General features: G+C 68.0%; 15 protein-coding genes. 6 read left to right on the top strand and 9 right to left on the bottom strand.

The genetic code is table 11. The features are described 5' to 3' along the window. Positions 1-131 precede the first annotated feature (131 nt). The 7 genes from EV657_RS13910 to xdhA form a co-directional block, all read right to left on the bottom strand. Entirely contained in the window at positions 132-1205 is a 1074-nt protein-coding gene (locus tag EV657_RS13910; RefSeq protein WP_075786635.1) for a BMP family ABC transporter substrate-binding protein, read from the bottom strand. A 61-nt stretch (positions 1206-1266) separates the two neighbouring features. Beyond that, complete coding sequence (locus tag EV657_RS13905; RefSeq protein ID WP_113670381.1) at positions 1267-2199, bottom strand: ABC transporter permease; 933 nt, start codon at positions 2197-2199, stop codon at positions 1267-1269. Beyond that, positions 2199-3284, bottom strand: a complete 1086-nt coding sequence (locus tag EV657_RS13900; RefSeq protein ID WP_113670380.1) for an ABC transporter permease — start codon at positions 3282-3284, stop codon at positions 2199-2201. The genes EV657_RS13905 and EV657_RS13900 overlap by 1 nt, the downstream gene beginning before the upstream one ends. Positions 3285-3296: 12 nt before the next feature. After that, positions 3297-4817, bottom strand: coding sequence for an ABC transporter ATP-binding protein (locus tag EV657_RS13895; protein WP_134078402.1), 1521 nt, complete (start codon positions 4815-4817; stop codon positions 3297-3299). Then, positions 4814-5761: a xanthine dehydrogenase accessory protein XdhC gene (gene xdhC, locus EV657_RS13890; protein ID WP_134078400.1), complete on the bottom strand. Its 948-nt coding sequence runs from the start codon at positions 5759-5761 to the stop codon at positions 4814-4816. The genes EV657_RS13895 and xdhC overlap by 4 nt, the downstream gene beginning before the upstream one ends. After that, positions 5758-8109 carry a xanthine dehydrogenase molybdopterin binding subunit gene (gene xdhB, locus EV657_RS13885; RefSeq protein WP_134078397.1) on the bottom strand — a complete coding sequence of 784 codons (2352 nt, stop codon included), beginning with the start codon at positions 8107-8109 and terminating at the stop codon, positions 5758-5760. Before xdhB ends, xdhC begins: the two co-directional genes overlap by 4 nt. Continuing rightward, positions 8106-9518 (bottom strand): xanthine dehydrogenase small subunit, encoded by a 1413-nt coding sequence (gene xdhA / locus EV657_RS13880; RefSeq protein WP_134078394.1) that lies wholly within the window; start codon positions 9516-9518, stop codon positions 8106-8108. The genes xdhB and xdhA overlap by 4 nt, the downstream gene beginning before the upstream one ends. A 271-nt stretch (positions 9519-9789) precedes the next feature. Here xdhA and EV657_RS13875 point away from each other — a divergent pair, with 271 nt between their 5' ends. Both EV657_RS13875 and dnaE read left to right on the top strand, forming a co-directional pair. Next, the gene (locus EV657_RS13875; protein WP_075786628.1) at positions 9790-10152 is read left to right on the top strand and encodes a VOC family protein; all 363 of its coding nucleotides are present in this window, start codon (positions 9790-9792) and stop codon (positions 10150-10152) included. A 38-nt stretch (positions 10153-10190) separates the two neighbouring features. Beyond that, the gene (gene dnaE, locus EV657_RS13870; protein WP_134078392.1) at positions 10191-13691 is read left to right on the top strand and encodes a DNA polymerase III subunit alpha; all 3501 of its coding nucleotides are present in this window, start codon (positions 10191-10193) and stop codon (positions 13689-13691) included. Between the two features lie 219 nt (positions 13692-13910). On the opposite strand, the gene EV657_RS13865 is transcribed toward dnaE, so the two are convergent. Then, positions 13911-14111 carry a hypothetical protein gene (locus EV657_RS13865; protein WP_075786626.1) on the bottom strand — a complete coding sequence of 67 codons (201 nt, stop codon included), beginning with the start codon at positions 14109-14111 and terminating at the stop codon, positions 13911-13913. An 85-nt stretch (positions 14112-14196) separates the two neighbouring features. Here EV657_RS13865 and hisS point away from each other — a divergent pair, with 85 nt between their 5' ends. The 3 genes from hisS to hisG are packed head-to-tail and all read left to right on the top strand — an operon-like array spanning position 14197 to position 17639. Continuing rightward, the gene (hisS, locus tag EV657_RS13860; RefSeq protein WP_134078389.1) at positions 14197-15834 is read left to right on the top strand and encodes a histidine--tRNA ligase; all 1638 of its coding nucleotides are present in this window, start codon (positions 14197-14199) and stop codon (positions 15832-15834) included. A 3-nt stretch (positions 15835-15837) separates the two neighbouring features. Further along, positions 15838-16944 carry an ATP phosphoribosyltransferase regulatory subunit gene (locus tag EV657_RS13855; RefSeq protein ID WP_113670372.1) on the top strand — a complete coding sequence of 369 codons (1107 nt, stop codon included), beginning with the start codon at positions 15838-15840 and terminating at the stop codon, positions 16942-16944. Beyond that, positions 16941-17639: an ATP phosphoribosyltransferase gene (hisG, locus tag EV657_RS13850; RefSeq protein ID WP_113670371.1), complete on the top strand. Its 699-nt coding sequence runs from the start codon at positions 16941-16943 to the stop codon at positions 17637-17639. Before EV657_RS13855 ends, hisG begins: the two co-directional genes overlap by 4 nt. A 431-nt stretch (positions 17640-18070) precedes the next feature. Here hisG and glyA read toward each other — a convergent pair whose 3' ends face one another. Next, positions 18071-19366, bottom strand: coding sequence for a serine hydroxymethyltransferase (gene glyA / locus EV657_RS13845; protein WP_134078386.1), 1296 nt, complete (start codon positions 19364-19366; stop codon positions 18071-18073). A 173-nt stretch (positions 19367-19539) separates the two neighbouring features. Between glyA and EV657_RS13840 the strand changes: the two genes are divergently transcribed. Continuing rightward, positions 19540-20307 (top strand): NAD kinase, encoded by a 768-nt coding sequence (locus EV657_RS13840; protein WP_113670369.1) that lies wholly within the window; start codon positions 19540-19542, stop codon positions 20305-20307. Positions 20308-20334 lie beyond the last annotated feature (27 nt).

Below are 20334 nucleotides of genomic sequence, written 5' to 3'. Positions count from 1 at the left end.
TATGCGAGGCCCGTTGTCACAGGCGTCGGATTGGTCCCGGGGCACGGCGAGGGGGCTGGCGCTGGAGGGGCCTCGACATGCGAAGGGCCCGCGCACGGGCCCTTCCGTCGACCTGTCGGGGAACGACCGGGTTATTTCGGGACTTCGCCGCTCAGCCCTTCGACGTAGAAGTTGAGACCGGCAAGCGTGCCGTCGTCGGCCACTTCGCCCTCGGCCAGCCAGACGCTGCCGTCCTGCTTGTTGAGCGGCCCGGTGAAGGGGTGATAAGCCCCGCTGGAGATCGACTCTTCCAGTGCCAGCGCCTCGTCGCGGATTTCGGCCGGGACCGCGTCCGAAATCTCGCCGATCTTGACCATGCCCGAGGCGATGCCGCCCCAGGTGTCGGTGCTTTCCCAGGTGCCGTCGATGACCGCCTGCACGCGCTCGATGTAATAGGGCGCCCAGTTGTCGATGATCGAGGAAATCCGGGGCTTCGGCGCGTATTCGGCCATGTCGGCGGCCTGACCGAAGGTATAGACATTGCCCGCCTTCTCGGCGGCGGCATGGGGCGCTGTCGAGTCGGTATGCTGCAGGATCACGTCGGCGCCCTGGTTGATCAGCGCGGTGGCCGCGTCGGCCTCCTTGGCCGGGTCGAACCAGGTATTGGCCCAGACCACCTTGAACTGCACGTCGGGGTTGACCTTGCGGGCGTGGATGAAGGCCGAGTCGATGCCGCGGATCACCTCGGGGATCGGGAAGGACCCGATATAGCCGATCACGTTCGACTGGGTCATCCGGCCGGCCAGCAGGCCCTGCACCGCGCGGCCTTCATAGAACCGGGCCGAATAGGTCGAGACGTTCTCGGCGCGCTTGTAGCCGGTGGCGTGTTCGAACTTCACCTTCGGGAACTTCTTGGCCACGTTGATCGTCGGGTCCATGAAGCCGAAGGAGGTCGCGAAGACGATGTCGCAGCCCGACAGCGCCATCTGGGTCAGTGCGCGTTCGGTATCGGCGCCCTCGGGCACGCTTTCCTGTTCCACCAGGTCGATGGCATCGCCGAAATGCTCTTTCATCACCATCGCGGATTCGTGGTGGTGCTGGCTCCAGCCGCCATCGTTGACGGGGCCGACATAGATGAAGCCGACCTTGACCTTGTCCTGGGCGAAAGCGGTTCCGGCAAGGCCGAGGGCCAGCGCACTGGTGGCAAGGAATGTTCTGCGTTTCATGGGGTCTCTGTCTCCGATACGAATCCGGGGCGCGTGGCGGCCCCGTCGGTTGCGCGCGCCTCTAGCTCGAGGCGTGGAAGGTCTTGCCCAGATCGGCCGGCGCATGCAGGGCGGCCCGGCTGCGGTCGGCCGACATCAGCACGAGTACCAGAATGGTTACCAGATAGGGCGTGGCCGACAAGAACTCTGCCGGAACCGCGACACCGGCAGCCTGCAGGTTCAGCTGCAGCACGGTGATGCCGCCGAAAAGGTAGGCCCCGAGCAGCAGTCGCCAGGGCCGCCAGGAGGCGAAGACCACCAGCGCCAGCGCGATCCAGCCCGCGCCCGCGGTCATGCCCTCGGTCCATTGCGGCACGCGGATGAGGCTCAGATAGGCGCCCCCCAGGCCCGCCATCGCACCGCCGAAGCCGATCGCCATCAGGCGGATGCGCACCACCTTGTAGCCCAGCGCATGGGCGGCTTCGTGGCTTTCGCCGACCGCGCGCAGGATCAGGCCCGCGCGGGTATAGCGCAGGAAGGCCCAGACCAGCGCCACGAGGGCGAGGCTGACATAGACCATCGCATCATGGGAAAAGACGATCTTTCCGATCACCGGCAGATCCGACAGGACCCCAAGGTCGAGCGGCCGGGTCGGCGGCGGTTTCATCCCGGCATAGCCCTGACCGATCAGCGCCGACAGCCCCAGCCCGAACAGCGTCAGCGCCAGCCCCGTCGCAACCTGGTTCGACATCAGCACCTGGGTCAGCAGCCCGAAGATCATCGACAGCGCCGCGCCGCCGACCATTGCGGCCAGAAACCCCAGCGCGGGGCTGCCGGTCTGTACCGAGGCGGCAAAGCCGCAGATCGCGCCGGTGATCATCATCCCTTCGACGCCCAGGTTCAGCACACCCGATTTCTCGACGATCAGCTCGCCGGTCGCGGCCAGCAGGATCGGGGTCGAGGCCACCATCAGCGAGGCGATCAGGATGACGGGGTCGATGGCGGACAGGTCCATCAGGCGATCTCCCTCTTGCCCCAGCGGAGCCGGTAATTGGTCAGCACGTCGAGCCCCAGAAGGAAGAACAACAGCATCCCCTGAAACGCCTGGATCGCGGCGGCGGGCAGGTTCAGCATGAATTGCGCAAGCTCGCCGCCGATATAGGTCAGCGCCATCAGCAGCCCCGCCAGCAGGATGCCCACGGGGTTCAGCCGCCCGAGGAACGCCACGATGATCGCGGTAAAGCCGTAGCCCTGATTGAAGTCGATCGAGACCTGGCCCGCGGGGCCCGAGACCTCGAAGAGCCCGGCCAGTCCCGCCAGCGCGCCGGATGCGCCCAGGCAGAAGACGATCAGCCCATTGGGATTGACGCCGGCAAAGCGCGCGGCCCGGGGCGATTGCCCGGTCAGCCGGATCTGAAAGCCCAGCATGTGCCGGTTCAGCAGGACATAGGCCGCGATCACCGAGACGAAGGCCGCCACCACGCCCCAATGCATGCCGCTATTCGCGATCAGCTCGGTATTGGCGGCGGCGGGGTATTGCTGCAGGTTGCGGCTGCCCGGAAAGCCGCCGCCCTCGGGGTTGCGCATGGTCCCCAGCGCCATCGCGGCCAGGATCTGCTCGGCCACATAGACCAGCAAAAGCGACACCAGGATCTCGTTGGTTCGGAACCGGGTCTTGAGGATCGCCGGGATCATTGCCCAGGCCCAGCCGCCAAGCCCGCCTGCGATCACCATCAGCGGAAAGACGAACCAGGCCTCTAGCGGATAGAAGGCCAGCGCCACGCCCGCGCCCGCAAGCGCGCCGATGATGTATTGCCCCTCGGCGCCGATGTTCCAGATGCCCGCGCGAAACCCGAGGCTCAGCCCGATGGCGATCAGGATCAGCGGCCCGGCCTTCACCAGAAGCTGCGGGCGCGAGTAGCTGGCGAACTGTTCATTGAACAATGGGTCCCAGAAGATGATGCGGATCGCCGCGACCGGGTCCTTGCCCAGCATCGCGAATAGCACGCCGCCCGCCACCATGGTCAGTGCGACCGCCAGAACCGGCGTCGCCGCGGTCCAGGCGCGCGACGGCGAGGGGCGTTTTTCCAGACGGATCACAGGGCCGTCTCCTCACTCGGCCACATGTGCCACCTCCATCCCGTGGGCGCCGCCCATCATCAGGCCGATTTCCTCGAGGCTCAGCCCCTTGGCCGGGCGCGGGGCCGACAACCGGCCCTCGTTCAGCGCGGCGAAGCGGTCGGATATCTCCATCAGCTCGTCCAGGTCCTGGCTGATGACGACGACGGCCGTCCCGGCCTCGGCCAGATCCAGCAGCGACTGCCGGATCGAGGCGGCCGCCGAGGCGTCGACGCCCCAGGTCGGCTGGTTCACCACCAGCACCTCGGGGCGTTGCAGCACCTCGCGCCCGATGACGAATTTCTGCAGGTTGCCGCCCGACAGCGAGCGCGCGGCATTGCCGGGGCCGGGGGTGCGCACGTCGAAGGCGTCGATCACCTTTTCGGCGAAGGCGCGGGCGGCGGGCCATTTCAGAAAGCCGCGCGTGGCCAGACCCTGGCGGATCGCGGCGGTCAGCATCGCGTTTTCGGTCAGGCTCATGTCGGGCGCCGCGGCATGGCCAAGCCGTTCTTCCGGCGCGGCCAGCACGGCGATCCGGCGCCTCAGGCTCGGCCCCAGCGCGCCGATGGCCTGACCGTGCAGCCGTACCGTGTCGGGCGCGACCGGCGCCTCGCCCGAAATCGCATCCAGCAATTCGTCCTGCCCGTTGCCCGCGACCCCGCCGATCCCGAGGATCTCGCCCGCGCGGACGGTGAAGGTGATGTCGCGCAGGCTGGTGCCGAACGGATTGGCCGAAGGCAGGCTGAGCCCCGAGACCTCCAGCACCGGGGCGCCCGGTGCGCTGCCCGCCCGCGACGGGGTGGCGAGCTTCGCGCCCACCATCATCTCGGCCAGTTCGGCCGCCGTCTTCTCGTGCGGGGTGCAGCTTTCGACGACCCGGCCCAGCCGCAGGATCGTCGCCCGGTCGCACAGCGCCCGGATCTCTTCGAGCTTGTGCGAGATATAAAGGATCGCGGTGCCCTCGGCCGCCAGTTTCCTGAGCGTCGCGAACAGGATATCGACCTCCTGCGGCGTCAGCACGCTGGTCGGTTCGTCCATGATCAGGACGCGCGGGTCCTGCAGCAGACAGCGGATGATCTCGACCCGCTGGCGTTCGCCCGCCGAAAGATCGCCGACCAGGCGGTCGGGGTTCAGCGGCAGCCCGTAGGTTTCGCTGACCTCGCGGATCTGGCCCGCAAGGCGGCGCATCGGCGGTGGCGTCTCCATGCCCAGCGCGATGTTCTCGGCCACGCTCAGCGCGTCGAACAGCGAGAAATGCTGAAACACCATCGCCACCCCGGCGCGCCGCGCGGCGCTGGGTTCGGGCGGCGCATAGGGCGCGCCGCGCAGGGTCATCCGCCCGCTGTCGGGCTGCACCAGCCCGTAGATCATCTTGACGAGGGTGGATTTCCCGGCGCCGTTCTCGCCCAGAAGCGCATGCACCTCGCCCTCGGCGATCTCGAAGCTCACATGGTCATTGGCGACCACGCCGGGATAGGCCTTGGTCAGGCCCTCGACTTTCAGAAGCGCTGTCACCCCGCGATGTCCCTCGCTGCGATCCGGTCTACGCCCTCGCTTAGTAGCGCGGCGGCGACGCCAATCGCAATGGCTTGAGGGTGTTTCCCCAGGGACTTCTGCCCAATCGGGCAGCAGATGCGTGCGATTTCGGCAGGGCTGTGCCCAAGCTGCCCAAGCCGAGCCCGGAACCGCGCCCATTTGCTGTCCGATCCGATCAGCCCTGCCGAGGCAAAGCCCCGGACCAGCAGCGCATGGCACAGCGCAAGGTCGAGCGCGTGCGAATAGGTCAGGATCAGGTGGTGGGCCTCGGTCGGCGCCTCGGGCACCAGCGCGGCCGGATCGGGTGCTGCCCGGGGCACCACCCCGTCGGGAAGCACATCGGGAAACCGTGCGGCCGCGGTATCGACCCAGGTGATGGCCAGCCCCGGCAGCGGCGCCAGCACCCCCACCAGCGCGCGGCCGACATGGCCCGCCCCCCAGATCCAGAGCGCCCGGGCGGGCGGTGCCACGGGTTCCAGAAACCAGCCCTCCTTCAGCAGGACCGGCGGCGCGCCAAGCCCGCCCCGGACGCCCGCCAGAGCCCGGCGCACCGCCAGCGGCATCGGGCCGTCGCCCTCGACCCGGCGGGCATGGACCTCTCCGGTCAGGGCCGCGACCGCCTCCGCATCGAAGACCTCGCTGACCAGCGTCACCGCCCCCCCGCAGCATTGCCCGAGCCCGGGACCCAAGGCTACCCGCGCGACCCGCGCGCTGCACCGGTCCCGCAGCAGGCGGCGGGCCTCGGCCGCGGCCTCGAATTCCAGCGCGCCGCCGCCGATGGTGCCGCCTTGCCCCTCTGCCCAGACCAGCATCGCCGTTCCCGCCTCGCGCGGGGCCGACCCCCGGATCTCGGCTACAACGACCCGGACGACGCGGCCCTCGGCCGCCACCGCCCGCGCCAGCGCGTCCCGATCGAGGCTCATGCCCGGACCCTGTCGATGGCGGCGAGGATGCGTTCGGGCGTCGCCGGGGCGTCGAGCGCCGGATAGCCCGGGCCGCAGGCCGCGACCGCGTCGGACAGCGCCATCAAGACCGAAATGCCCAGCATGAAGGGCGGCTCGCCCACCGCCTTCGAGCGGTAGATCGTCTCGGCCGGGTTCGGCGCGTCCCAGAGCGCCACGTTGAAGATGCCGGGCCGGTCGCCGACCGCCGGGATCTTGTAGGTCGAGGGCGCATGGGTCGACAGCCGCCCCTTGGCGTCCCAGACCAGCTCTTCCATGGTCAGCCAGCCCGCGCCCTGCACAAAGCCGCCCTCGATCTGGCCGATATCGAGCGCGGGGTTCAGGCTTGCGCCCGCATCGTGAAGGATGTCGGTCCTGAGGATCCGGTTCTCGCCGGTCAGCGTGTCGATCACCACCTCGCTCGCCGCCGCCCCATAGGCGAAATAGAAGAACGGCCGGCCGGTGCCCGCGATCCGGTCCCAGCTCAGCCCCGGTGTGCGGTAAAACCCGGTGGCGCTGAGGCTCACCCGGCCCTCATAGGCGCTTTTCGCGGCCGTGGCGAAGCTCATCTCGTTGCCGCCGGCAAAGACCCGGCCGTCGGCGAAATGCACCTCGGCGGGCTCGGTCTGATGCAGCTCGGCCAGATGGGCGGCGATCCGGCCACGGATCTCGTCGCAGGCGGCCTTGACCGCCATCCCGTTCATGTCGGACCCCGACGAGGCCGCGGTGGCCGAGGTATTGGGAACCTTGCCGGTATCGGTGGCGGTGATCTTCACCGCCCCGACCGGCAGGCCGAAAGCGCTGGCCGCGACCTGCGCCACCTTCTGGAACAGCCCCTGACCCATCTCGGTGCCGCCATGGTTCAGATGGACCGACCCGTCCTGATAGACATGCACCAGCGCGCCCGCCTGGTTCAGGTGGCTCAGCGTGAAGGAAATCCCGAACTTCACGGGCGTCAGCGCGATCCCCTTCTTCAGCACGGCATGCCGCGCGTTCCACTCGGCCACCGCCGCCCGCCGCGCGGCATAATCGGCGCGCTCCGCCAGTGCGGCCGTCATCTCGTGCAGCATGAAATCCTCGACCTCCATCCCATAGGGCGTGGTCGTCTTCTTCTTGGCGGAAATACCCTCGGGGGGGGCCGATCCGGAGGATCGGCGGGGGGCAGACAGCCCCCCAGCCCCGGCCGGGGCGCTGTCATAGTAGTTGATCCGCCGCACCTCCAGCGGATCGCGGGCCAGCGCATGGGCGATGTGGTCCATCACCCGCTCGATGCCGACCATTCCCTGCGGCCCGCCGAAGCCGCGAAAGGCGGTTGCGGACTGGGTGTGGGTCTTCAGCCGGTGGCTTTCGATCCGAACGGCGGGCAGGAAATAGGCATTGTCGGCATGCAGCATGGCCCGGTCGGCGACCGGCAGGCTCAGGTCCTGCGCCCAGCCGCAGCGGGTATACTGGACGAACTCGACGCCTTCGAGGCGGCCCTCGCCATCGGTGCCCGCCCGATAGCGGATGCGGAAATCGTGGCGCTTGCCGGTGATGACCATGTCGTCGTCGCGGTCATAGCGCATCCGGCAGGGCCGCCCGGTCGCACGCGCCGCCAGCGCGCAGGCGATGGCCAGCGCATTGCCCTGGCTTTCCTTGCCGCCAAAGGCCCCGCCCATGCGCCGCACCTCGACCCGGACCGCATGCATCGGCAGGCCCAGCGCGTCCGCGACCTTGTGCTGGATCTCGGACGGGTGCTGGGTCGAGGCATGGATGACCATGTCGCCCCCCTCCTGCGGCAGGGCGAGCGCGGCCTGGCCTTCCAGGTAGAAATGCTCCTGCCCGCCGATCTCGATCACGCCCTCGACCCGGTGGGCAGCCCCCGCGATGGCCGCGGCCGCGTCGCCCCGTTCCCAGATCCGCGGCCCGTCCTCGAAGCGGCTGTTTGCGGCCAGCGCCTGGTCGATCGTCAGGATCGCGGGCCGGTCCTCGCTGGTCACGTCCGCGCGCCGCGCGGCCTTGCGGGCGGCAAGATGGCTGTCGGCGATCACCAGAAACAGCGGCTGGCCGCAATAGCTGATCTCTCCGGGTGCCAGCAGCGGCTCGTCATGGGCCGAGGGCGAACAGTCGGGCATCGGGTCGAGATCGTCCGGCCCGAGCACCGCCACCACCCCGGGGGCGGCGCGCACCGGCGCGAGGTCCATCGTCAGAACCCTGCCATGGGCGACCTCGGACAGGCCGAAGGCGAGGTGCAGCGTGCCTGCCGGGGCCGGGATATCGTCGAGATAGCGCGCCTCGCCGGTCACATGCAGGCGCGCCGCGTCATGGGGCAGGGGATGCGTCACGCTCACGGGGCGACCTCGGCGATATCGGCGGGCTCGTTCCGGCTTTCGTGCCAGAGCCGCATCAACATGTTCCGGGCGGCCTGCAGCCGGTATCCGGCCGAGGCACGCATGTCGGACATCGGCTGGAAATCGGTCGCGAAGGCGGGCAGGGCGGCCTCGAGCGTGGTTTCGGTGAAGGGCCGTCCGATCAGCGCGGCCTCGACTTCGCCGGCGCGTTTCGGGATGCCGGCCATGCCGCCGAAGGCGATGCGGGCGCTTTCGATGCGGCCGTCGCGCAGGGTCAGGTTGAAACAGCCGAGCACGGCCGAGATGTCCTGATCGCGGCGTTTCGAGAGCTTGTAGCAGCGCAAGGTGTCGGGCTGGCGCGGGACCGTCACCGCCTCGACGAATTCGCCGGGCGCCCGGTCCTGCTTGCGATACTCGAGAAAGAAGTCCTCGAGCGGCAGGGCGCGGCGGGTGTCGCCCTTGCGCAGGTGCAGGGTGGCACCCAGCGCGATCAGCGCGGGCGGGCTGTCGCCGATGGGCGAGCCGTTGGCGATGTTGCCGCCCAGCGTCGCGGCGGCGCGGACCTGGGCCGAGCCGAAGCGGGTCAGCATCCGCGCGAAATGCGGGTGGTGGGCGCGCATCAGATCGAGAAGCCGCGCGATCGTGACGCCCGCGCCGATGCGGATCTCGGTTTCGGTCGTCTCGATCCGTTTCAGGTCCTCGCAGCCCGACAGGAAGGCGACCAGGCCGAGGTCGCGCAGGCCCTTGGTGACCCAGAGCCCGACATCTGTGGCGCCTGCGATCAGCGTGGCATCGGGATGGGCGTCATACCAGGCGGCCAGCGCGTCGGCGGTGGCAGGGCGGAAGGCGGGGGGGCTGTCCGCCCCCCGCCGATCCTGCGGATCGGCACCCCCCGAGGGTATTTCGGCCAAGAAGAAGCTGGCATCGTCCTCGATCCAGTCGGGGACCGGGGCGTGGCGGGCGGCCTCGGCCGCGCGCAGGATCGGGGCATAACCGGTGCAGCGGCAGAGATTGCCCGCGAGCGCGCTGTCGAGATCGGTTTCCCCCGTCTTGTGGGCCGTCGCCATCGAGACCGCGAAGCCCGGGGTGCAAAAGCCGCACTGGCTGCCGTGATGGTCGATCAGCGCTTCTTGCACCGGATGCAGCCGGCCATCGGGTGCTGCCAGACCTTCGACGGTGCGGATCGCCTTGCCGTGGATCTGCGGCAGGAAGAGGATGCAGGCATTGAGCGCGCGGGAGCCGTCGGCATCGGTCACCATGACCGTGCAGGCGCCGCAATCGCCTTCGCGGCAGGCCTCCTTGGTGCCGGTGAGGCCGCGTGTCTCGCGCAGCCAGTCGAGCAGCGTCGCGGTGGGCGCAACACCCGTCAAAGCCACTCTTTCTCCGTTCAGAAGAAAGGCGATGTCCATGCCGTGATTCCGCCGCCTTACCGGGTTGTCGCCGTCGTTCCCGGGCCGGGCTCCCTCGATGCGGCGTAGAAGGAGCGGCCCCTGTCTGGTCCTGTCGCTCAGCAGATCGGGCGGTGCCGGGCTTGGCAAGGGAAAACCGGGCGAAGATGCGGCGGGGCGGCGGCTGGTGCCCAAAAAATGGGCGAACGCGGCGTTGCTTTTGGGGGAATGCGGCTTGGCAGGGGCGGGGCTGCGCCCCTATGCTGAAATTGGCAGAAGGACCGGGGGCGACATGTATCCGCACGCGCTGCATCACGTTCAGCTGGCGATGCCCGAGGGGCGCGAGGAGGAGGCGCGGGCCTTTTACGGCGGGCTTCTGGGGCTGGAGGAAGAGCAGAAGCCAGAGGCGCTGGAGGCGCGCGGCGGGGTCTGGTTCCGGCGCGGCGAATTGCGGTTGCATCTGGGAGTCGAGACGCCCTTTGCGGCCGCGCGCAAGGCGCATCCGGCGCTGGAGGTGCGCGGGCTGGGGGCGCTTGCCGACCGGCTGGAGCGCGCGGGCCTTGCGCCGCGCTGGGACGGAGCGTTGCCGGGGATGCGGCGGTTCTATGTCGACGACCCGTTCGGCAACCGAATCGAGTTTCTGGAGCCGGTCTGAGCCTTTCGCCCGGCGGCGGCTCTGGATAGGGTGGGGCCATGGCCGCGCCCCGATTCATCCATCTTCGCCTGCATACCGAATACTCGCTGCTCGAGGGGGCGGTGCGGGTCAAGAAACTGCCCGATCTCTGCAAGGCCGCGGGAATGCCCGCGGTTGCCGTGACCGACACCAATAACATGTTCTGCGCGCTGGAGTTTTCCAGCTATGCCACGGGGGCGGGGATCCAGCCGATCCTGGGCTGTCAGGTCGATCTGGCCTACGATCCGGCGGCCCCCGGCGAGCGTCCGCGCGCGCCTGCGCCTGTGGTCCTGCTGGCGCAGGACGAGGCCGGATATGGCAATCTGATGAAGCTGAATTCCTGCCTCTATCTGGGCAAATCGGGCGAGCTGCCTCAGGTTGCGCCCGATCAGCTGATCGATCATGCCGAGGGGCTGATCTGCCTGACAGGCGGGCCGGATGGCCCCGTGGGGCGGCTCATTCGCGAGGGCCAGCGCGCGAAGGCCGAGGCGCTTGTGACCCGGCTGGCCGCGGCTTTTCCGACACGGCTTTATGTCGAATTGCAACGCCATCCGGGCGAGGGCGGCCAGCCGACCGAGGCCGAGCGCGAGACCGAGCGCGGCCATGTCGAGATGGCCTATGCGATGGATTTGCCGCTGGTCGCGACCAATGACGTCTATTTCCCCAAATCCGAGATGTACGAGGCCCATGACGCGCTTTTGTGCATCGCCGACGGCGCCTATGTCGATCAGGCCGAGCCGCGCCGCCGCCTGACGCCCCAGCATTATTTCAAGACGCCCGAAGAGATGGCGGCGCTGTTCGCCGACCTGCCCGAGGCGCTGGAAAACACCGTCGAGATCGCCCGCCGCTGTGCGGTGAAATCGGAAAAGCGCAAGCCCATCCTGCCGCGCTTTGCCGATGACGAGGTCGAGGAGCTGCGCCGTCAGGCCTGGGAAGGGCTCGAGGCCCGGCTGGCGGTCATTCCCCATGCCGCGCCGGTCGAGGAGTACGAGAAGCGGCTGAAATTCGAGCTCGGGATCATCGAGGGGATGGGTTTCCCGGGCTATTTCCTGATCGTGGCCGACTTCATCAAATGGGGCAAGGATCACGGCATCCCGGTGGGTCCCGGGCGGGGGTCGGGCGCGGGCTCGCTGGTGGCCTATGCCCTGACCATCACCGACCTCGACCCCTTGCGCTATTCGCTGCTGTTCGAACGCTTCCTGAACCCCGAACGGGTCTCGATGCCCGACTTCGACATCGACTTCTGCATGGATCGCCGCGAGGAGGTGATCCATTACGTGCAGGAAAAATACGGCCGCGAGAAGGTGGCCCAGATCATCACCTTCGGCGCGCTCCTGTCCAAGGCCGCGGTGCGCGACGTGGGCCGGGTGCTGCAGATGCCCTATGGTCAGGTCGACAAGCTGTCGAAGCTGATCCCGGTCGAGGGCGTGAAGCCGGTCTCGATCGCGCAGGCCCTGACCGACGAGCCGCGGCTGCGCGAGGCGGCGAAGAACGAAGAGGTCGTGGACCGGCTGCTGACCTATGGCCAGCAGGTCGAGGGGCTTCTACGGAACGCCTCGACCCACGCGGCGGGGGTGGTGATCGGCGACCGGCCGCTCGACGATCTGGTGCCGCTTTACCAGGACCCGCGGTCCGACATGCCCGCGACCCAGTTCAACATGAAATGGGTGGAACAGGCCGGTCTGGTAAAGTTCGACTTTCTCGGGCTGAAGACGCTGACGGTGATCCGGAACGCCATCGACCTGATCCTCGGCAGCGGCCGGCCGCTGCACCGGGCAGCCGACGGGGCCGAGCTTTACCAGCCGGCGGCCGGAGCCGAGAACGACATCGGGCATATCCCGCTGGATGACCCGAAGACCTACGAGCTTTACGCGACGGCCCATACGGTCGCGGTGTTCCAGGTGGAAAGCTCGGGCATGATGGACGCGCTGCGGCGCATGAAACCCACCTGCATCGAGGACATCGTGGCGCTGGTGGCGCTGTACCGGCCCGGCCCGATGGAGAACATCCCGACCTATTGCGAGGTGAAGCACGGGCTGAAGCCGCTGGAATCGATCCATCCCACGATCGACCACATCCTGGCCGAGACCCAGGGCATCATCGTCTATCAGGAACAGGTGATGCAGATCGCCCAGGTGATGGCGGGCTACAGCCTCGGCGGCGCCGACCTTCTGCGCCGCGCCATGGGCAAGAAGATCAAGGAGGCAATGGACGCCGAGCGCCCGAAATTCGTCGAGGGCGCCAAGAAGAACGGCGTCGATGCCAAGAAGGCGACCGAGGTCTTCGACCTTCTGGAAAAGTTCGCCAATTACGGCTTCAACAAGTCGCACGCCGCAGCCTATGCCGTCGTCAGCTACCAGACCGCCTGGCTGAAGGCCAATCACCCGGTCGAGTTCATGGCGGGCGTCATGAACTGCGATATCCATCTGACCGACAAGCTTGCGGTCTATGCCGAAGAGGTCCGCCGCGGTCTTGACCTCGAGATCGTCGCACCCTGTGTGAACCGCTCGCTTCCCACCTTCGACGTGCAGGAGGGACGGCTGGTCTACGCGCTGGGGGCGCTCAAGAACGTGGGCATCGAGGCGATGAAGTTGATCGTCGAGGCCCGCGACGGCCGACCTTTCGGCTCGCTCTTCGAGTTCGCCCGCCGGGTCGACATGAAGCATGTGGGCAAGCGCCCTCTGGAAATGCTGGCCCGCGCCGGGGCGTTCGACGCGCTGGACGGAAACCGCCGCCGGGTCTTCGAAAGCCTCGATGCGCTGGTGGCCTATTCGGCGGCCATTCACGAGCAGCGCGCCTCGGCGCAGGTGTCGCTTTTCGGTGAGGCGGGCGAGGATCTGCCCGAGCCGCGGCTGGCCCCGGTGACCGACTGGCTGCCGAACGAACGGCTTGCAGAGGAACAGAAGGCCATCGGTTTCTACCTCTCTGGCCACCCGCTTGACGACTACATGCCCGCGTTGCGCCGGAAGAAGGTGATGACCCGGGCCGAGGTCGAGGAAAAGACCAAGGCGGGGCCGGCCCTCGTTCAGATGGCGGGCGCCGTGGCCGGGCGGCAGGAACGGAAATCGGCCAAGGGCAACCGCTTTGCCTTCGTCCAGATGTCGGACCCGACGGGTCTTTTCGAGGTGACGCTGTTCTCGGACGTGCTCGAGGTCGCGCGCGACAGTCTCGAACCCGGCATGAATGTGGTGATCCAGGTCGAGGCCAATCTGGAGAACGAGCAACTGAAGCTTCTGGGCCGGTCGGTGAAGCCGGTCGATGCCGTGGTGGCCGATGCCGGGGCGACCGGGCTCAAGGTGGTGGTCGAAACCGAAGCCGCGGTCGAGGCGGTCGCGGCCTTGCTGGACCGGGCACGAGCCGAAAGCGGCCCGCGCGCTCGCGGCCCCATTGAATTCTGCCTGATCGCGCCGGACCTGCCCGGCGAGGTCCGGATGGCGTTGAACGACCGCTATCCGGTCAATCCCCAGATCAAGGGCGCGCTGCGCAGCCTGCCAGGCGTCGCCACCGTCGAAGAGGTCTGAACCCGCCTTGCCCGTCGGCCGGACTTCGGGGCGGCGAGACCGTCCCCGATCTCGGTGCGCTCCGATGGTCCGGAACCGTGCCGTCCGCAAAAGGGGGCGCATGCGTTGCCCGGGATGCCTGCGGCGCGCCCGTCCCGCCGCAAGACGCCCGCTTCGCGACCTTCTTCTTGGCTCAAATACCCAAGGCGCTCCACCGGCCGTCCGCGCGGGCCCGCGGGGTCAGCGCGCCACTTGTGCCGGTTGCCGTTCCGACCCCGCATCCGCCCGGTCGCGTGCCGCGCTGCGTGCAAGCGTTCCGGCGACCAGGCGCTGAAACCCGGCGATCTCTTTCGCCTGTCGGTCGATGGCGCGTGTCAGCCCCTCGACCTCGGTGCCCAGCCGGGTCAGCCGCGTTTCCAGTGCCGTCAGTTCCCGATCCATGCGTCCTCCGGACCTTGCGCGACCTTGCCCCCCGGCCCCCCTTCCGCTAGACCCCGCGCGACGCGTAGGCAGTGGCGAGAGACCGATGGCCAAGGACAAGAAACCCCGCCGCCCCAGGGCCGAGACGCCCAAGGGGTTCCGCGACTATTTCGGCATCGATGTCACGGAACGAAAGGCGATGCTCGACCGTATCGCCGAGGTCTACCACCGCTATGGTTACGATCCTCTTGAGACCTCTGCCGTCGAAACTGTCGAGGCGCTGGGCAAGTTCCTGCCCGATGTCGACCGTCCCAACGAAGGCGTCTTCGCCTGGCAGGAGGAGGACAGCGACTGGGTCGCGCTCCGCTACGACCTGACCGCGCCGCTGGCCCGGGTCGCGGCGCAGTTCCGCAACGATCTGCCCAGCCCCTACCGGCGCTACGCCATGGGACCGGTCTGGCGCAACGAAAAACCGGGGCCGGGGCGGTTCCGCCAGTTCTATCAATGCGATGCCGACACGGTGGGTGCCGCGAGCATCGCCGCCGATGCCGAGATCTGCGCCATGCTCTCGGATGCTCTGGAAACGGTCGGCATCCCGCGCGGCGATTACGTGGTCCGGGTGAACAACCGCAAGGTCCTGAACGGGGTGATGGAGGTTGCGGGCGTGCTCGACCCTGCCGATCCCTCGAAATTCGAAGCCGAACGCGGCATCGTTCTGCGCGCCATCGACAAGCTCGACCGGCTGGGCGAGGCGGGTGTGCGCGCGCTTCTGGGCGAGGGCCGCAAGGACGATTCGGGCGATTTCACCGATGGCGCGAAGCTCTCGAATGCGCAGGCTGAAGTCGTGATGCGCTTCGTTTCAGCAAAGCGAAGGGTAAAAGACGACTTTACGCGTTGGAGCGCTCGCGTCGAAAAAAATAGTAGTGCTAAGCTACTGATCGCTTCCGACGCGACGGATCGCAGATTTCAGCACGTTCTCGGCAAAGAATTCACTAGCTGGCCCGAGTATGGTCTTTGGAACGACGCGGTGGTCGAGTATCTGAACGACCTTGTTGCTGGATCGGAGACGGGTTTGGAGGGGGTTGCTGAGTTGCTGGAAATAAGCAACCAGTTGGCTTCTCAGGGCTATGGCCCCGACCGGATCGTCCTCGACCCCTCCGTCGTGCGGGGCCTCGGCTATTACACCGGCCCGGTCTTCGAGGCCGAGCTGACTTTCGAGATCCTCGACGAGAAGGGGCGGCCGCGGCAATTCGGGTCCGTTGCGGGCGGCGGGCGCTATGACGATCTGGTCAAGCGCTTCACCGGGCAGGAAGTGCCCGCGACCGGCGTCTCGATCGGCGTCGACCGGCTGCTGGCGGCGCTGCGCGCCAAGGGCCGCGCCGGGGCCGGAATGGACGGGCCGGTGATCGTGACCGTGATGGATCGCGACCGGATGGCCGAGTATCAGACCATGGTGGGCGAGCTGCGCAGTGCCGGCATCCGCGCCGAGGTCTATCTGGGCAATCCGAAGAACTTCGGCAACCAGCTGAAATACGCCGACAAACGCCAGTCGCCCGTCGCCATCATCCAGGGCAGCGACGAGGCGGCGCGCGGCGTCGTGCAGATCAAGGACCTGGTGCTGGGCGCGAAGATCGCCGAAAGCGCCAGCCTCGAGGAATGGAAGTCCCAGCCCGCCCAGTTCGAGGCGGCGCGCGCGGATCTGGTGGCCGAGGTCCGGCGGCTGCTGGCCCAGGGCGAGGGCTGAGCGGTGCAGGACAAGGGCCGCATCCTCGCACAGGCCGAACGGCTGCATGTGTTCTTCCGGGGCGCGGGGGCCGAGCCGGTTCAGACCGCGATCCTGCAACCGGCCGAGACCCTGCTCGACCTTTATGGCGAGGACATCCGGGCGCGGGCCTATGTGACCTCGGACGCGCTGCGGGGCGAACAGATGCTGCGCCCCGATTTCACCGTGCCGGTGGTGCAGATGCATATGGACAGCGCCGCCGACCCGGCCCGCTACACCTATTGCGGCGAGGTGTTCCGGCGGCAGGAACGCGACCCGTCCCGGCCCAACGAATATATCCAGGTCGGCTACGAGCTTTTCGGCGGCGACAGCCCGGCCGAGGCCGATGCCGAGGTGTTTGCGCTGTTTTCCGAGGCGCTCTCGCCGCTCGACCTGCGGGCCGCGACCGGCGATATCGGGCTGATCCTTGCCGCCGTCGACGGGCTTTCCACGACCGACAAGCGCAAGGCGGCGCTGCGTCGGCATGTCTGGCGGCCGCGCCGGTTCCGCGCGCTGCTGGAACGGTTCGCGGGGCGCATCCCGCTGCCCGAAAGCCGCAAGCGCCTGCTGGCCGAGATCGAGGCGCATGGGGTCGAGGCGGTTCTGAAGGCGGCCGCGCCGGAAATCGGGCTGCGCTCGCGCGCCGACGTGGCCCACAGGCTGCATGCGCTGGTGCAGGACGCGGCCGAGCCGCCGGTTTCGACCGGCGAGACTGAACTTCTGGAGGATCTGTTGTCGATCCGCGAGACCTCGGTCCATGCGCTGGCGCATCTGCGCGACATTGCGGTCGACCTCAAGACCATCGGCCCCGCGGTCGACCGGATGCAGGCGAGGCTCGACGCGCTGGCGGGGCAGGGGATCGACGTCGATCTGCTGGATTTCGAGGCGAGCTATGGCCGGACCACGATGGAATATTACGACGGCTTCGTCTTCGGCTTCTACGCCGAGCGCAAGCCGGGGCTGCCGCCGGTCGCCACGGGCGGGCGCTATGACGCGCTGACCCGCATTCTGGGGCGCGGCCGCGAGGTGCCCGCGGTCGGCGGCGTGGTCCGGCCCGAACTGGTGCTGTCGCTGACGGAGGCGCTGGCATGACGCTGAAACTCGGGGTGCCGTCCAAGGGGCGGCTGATGGAAAAGACCTTCGACTGGTTCGCCGAGCGCGGCATTGCCATCGCCCGCACCGGGTCCGAGCGCGAATATTCGGGGGCGGTCGAGGGTGTCGACGGGATCGAGCTGGTGCTGCTCTCGGCGGGCGAGATCCCGCGCGAGCTGGCTTCGGGGCGCATCCATCTGGGCGTGACCGGGTCCGATCTTGTGCAGGAGAGGATTGCCGACTGGGAACACCGCGTGCTGGCGCTTGAACCCATGGGCTTCGGCTTTGCCGATCTGATCATCGCGGTGCCGCGCTGCTGGGCCGATGTCGACACGCTCGACGATCTCGACGCGGCGGCGGCGGCCTTCCGTGCGGCCCATGGACACCGGCTGCGGATCGCGACCAAGTATCACCGCCTGGTGCGGGTCTTCCTGCGCGATGCGGGGGTGGCCGACTATCAGCTGGTCGACAGCCAGGGCGCGACCGAGGGCACGGTCAAGAACCTGACCGCCGAGGCCATCGCCGACATCACCTCGACCGGAGAGACGCTGCGCGCCAACCACCTGAAAATTCTGTCCGACGGGCTGATCCACCGCAGCCAGGCGACGCTTTTCAAGTCGCGCTCGGCCGATTACAGCGACGCGGACCGCGTGAACCTGCGCGACCTGCTGGACCGTCTGGGGCTGGGAGGCTGACCTTCGGGCGGGCGGGTCCCGGTGCCATTCGACCGTGCTTCTGACGCCGTTTCGGGTGTCATGTGCGGCGCATGGATTTGCCGCCGCTCCTCCGGCCTGCGCACCGGTTTCGGTAGTCCCGCTCCCGGGGCCGATCGGATCGCCTGACAGACTTGCGGCGGGTGAAGGGCCACAGCGGGCCTCAGGGGGCCGCCATAGCCGTCGCCCCCGATCCTTTGGTCAAGACAAGAACAACGGACCCTCCGAAGGCCTGCAAGCGGCCAACCCGCATCAGGCCGGCAGCAGAAGACGTGTCGGACAAACCCGTCCTGACGACCGGGCGCCAGGGCATCCGCACGGTTCCGCTCGACCGGCGGCCGGACGTTGTCTGCGAACCATCGCGCCGGGCGGGTCCGTCCAGAACGCCTTCGGCAGGCGTCTGGACGGCAGGCTCAGAGCGCGGGATAGATCGGGAAGCGGACGCAGAGCGTCGCGACCTCGGCCTTGACCCGGGCCTCGACCTCAGCGTTACCCTCTTCGCCATTGGCGGCGAGCCCGTCCACGACCTCGGTGATCCAGCGGCCGATCTGGGCGAATTCCTCCTCGCCGAAGCCGCGGGTCGTTCCGGCGGGGCTGCCCAGACGGATGCCGCTGGTGATCGTGGGCTTTTCGGTGTCGAAGGGGATGCCGTTCTTGTTGCAGGTGATATGGGCGCGGCCAAGGGCCTTTTCGGTGGCGTTGCCCTTCACGCCCTTGGGCCGCAGGTCGACCAGCAGCACGTGGCTGTCGGTGCCGTTCGTCACAAGGCTGAGCCCGCCCTCGACCAGCGCCGCGCCAAGAGCCTTGGCGTTCTTGATGACCTGGTCCTGATAGGTCTTGAACTCGGGGCGCAGCGCCTCGCCGAAGGCCACGGCCTTGCCCGCGATCACATGCATCAGCGGCCCGCCCTGGATGCCCGGGAAGATGGCCGAGTTGAACTTCTTGGCCAGCGCCTCGTCATTCGTCAGGATCATGCCGCCGCGCGGCCCGCGCAGGGTCTTGTGTGTCGTGGTGGTGGCGACATGGGCATGCGGGAAGGGCGAGGGATACAGGCCCGCCGCCACCAGACCCGCGAAATGGGCCATGTCGACCATGAGATAAGCCCCCACGCTGTCGGCAATCTCGCGGAAACGCTTGAAGTCGATGATGCGCGGAATGGCCGAGCCGCCGGCGATGATCAGCTTGGGCTTGTGCTCATTGGCCAGCGCCGCGATCTGGTCGTAGTCGATCTCGAGATCGCTTTCGCGCACGCCGTACTGGACCGCGTTGAACCATTTGCCCGACTGGTTCGGGGCGGCGCCATGGGTCAGGTGGCCGCCCGCATCGAGGCTCATGCCGAGGATGGTGTCGCCGGGTTTCAAAAGCGCGGTGAAGACGCCCTGGTTGGCCTGGCTGCCCGAGTTCGGCTGGACATTGGCGAAGGCCACGTCGAACAGCTTGCAGGCGCGCTCGATCGCCAGGGTCTCGGCGATGTCGACGAACTGGCAGCCGCCGTAATAGCGCTTGCCCGGGTAGCCTTCGGCATATTTGTTGGTCATCACCGAGCCTTGGGCCTCCATCACGGCGCGGCTGACGATGTTCTCCGAGGCGATCAGCTCGATCTCGTCGCGCTGGCGGCCGAGTTCCAGGCCGATGGCGTTGGCGATTTCGGGGTCGCGGGTGGCAAGGTCGTCTTGGAAAAAGCCACTGTCTTGGTGATGGGCATTCATCTTGGGTCTCCTCGAAACAGCCTGGGCCGGATGACGGTGGTTCTATCGGAAGCCCGGGCATCGCAAAAGCCCGTTTTGGCCGGGGCCGGGGTCCGGCGCGGGGCGGAGCCGGGCCTTGCGTTTCCGATCGGCGCGCGCAATGACTTGGCCGGAAACGCGCGAAGGACAGGGACATGGCCGGCAGGACGAGGATCGCCTTTCTGGCAAGCGAAACGGCGAGCGCCGAGGGCGCGCTGGACCGGCTGACCGCGCGTTACGGCCAGACCGCGCCGGAGGCGGCCGAGGTGATCGTGGCGCTGGGCGGCGACGGCTTCATGCTGCAGACGCTGCATGCGACGCAGGCGCATGACCTGCCCGTCTATGGCATGAATTGCGGCACCATCGGCTTTCTGATGAACGAGTTTCAGGAGGATTGTCTGATCGAGCGGCTGGAGGCGGCCGCCGAAGAGATCCTCAACCCGCTCAGACTGAGGGCGACCCGGCCGGACGGGGCGGTGGTGGAGGCGCTGGCGATCAACGAGGTCAGCCTTCTGCGCGCGGGACCCCAGGCGGCCAAGCTTAGGATTTCGGTCGATGGCAAGGTGCGGCTCGAGGAACTGGTCTGCGACGGTGCTCTGGTGGCGACCCCGGCGGGCTCGACGGCCTACAACTATTCGGCCCACGGTCCGATCCTGCCGATCGGATCGGATGTGCTGGCCCTGACGGCGGTCGCACCCTATCGGCCGCGGCGCTGGCGTGGCGCGTTGCTGCCCAAGCGGGCGACAGTGAAGATCGAAGTTCTGCAACCGGCCAAGCGCCCGGTCATGGCCGAGGGCGACAGCCGTGGGGCGGGGGTGGTCAGCATGGTCGAGATCCGGTCGGAATCGGCCATTGCGCACCGGATCCTGTTCGATCCGGGCCACGGGCTCGAAGAGCGGCTGATCCGCGAACAGTTTCTTTAGAACCCGGCGGCCGGGGCAGGCGCGATT

The organism is Rhodovulum visakhapatnamense (genome assembly GCF_004365965.1).
Lineage (GTDB): Bacteria > Pseudomonadota > Alphaproteobacteria > Rhodobacterales > Rhodobacteraceae > Rhodovulum > Rhodovulum visakhapatnamense.
Note: the sequence above shows the minus strand (reverse complement) of the source record. Positions and strands in the feature narration are given on the sequence as shown.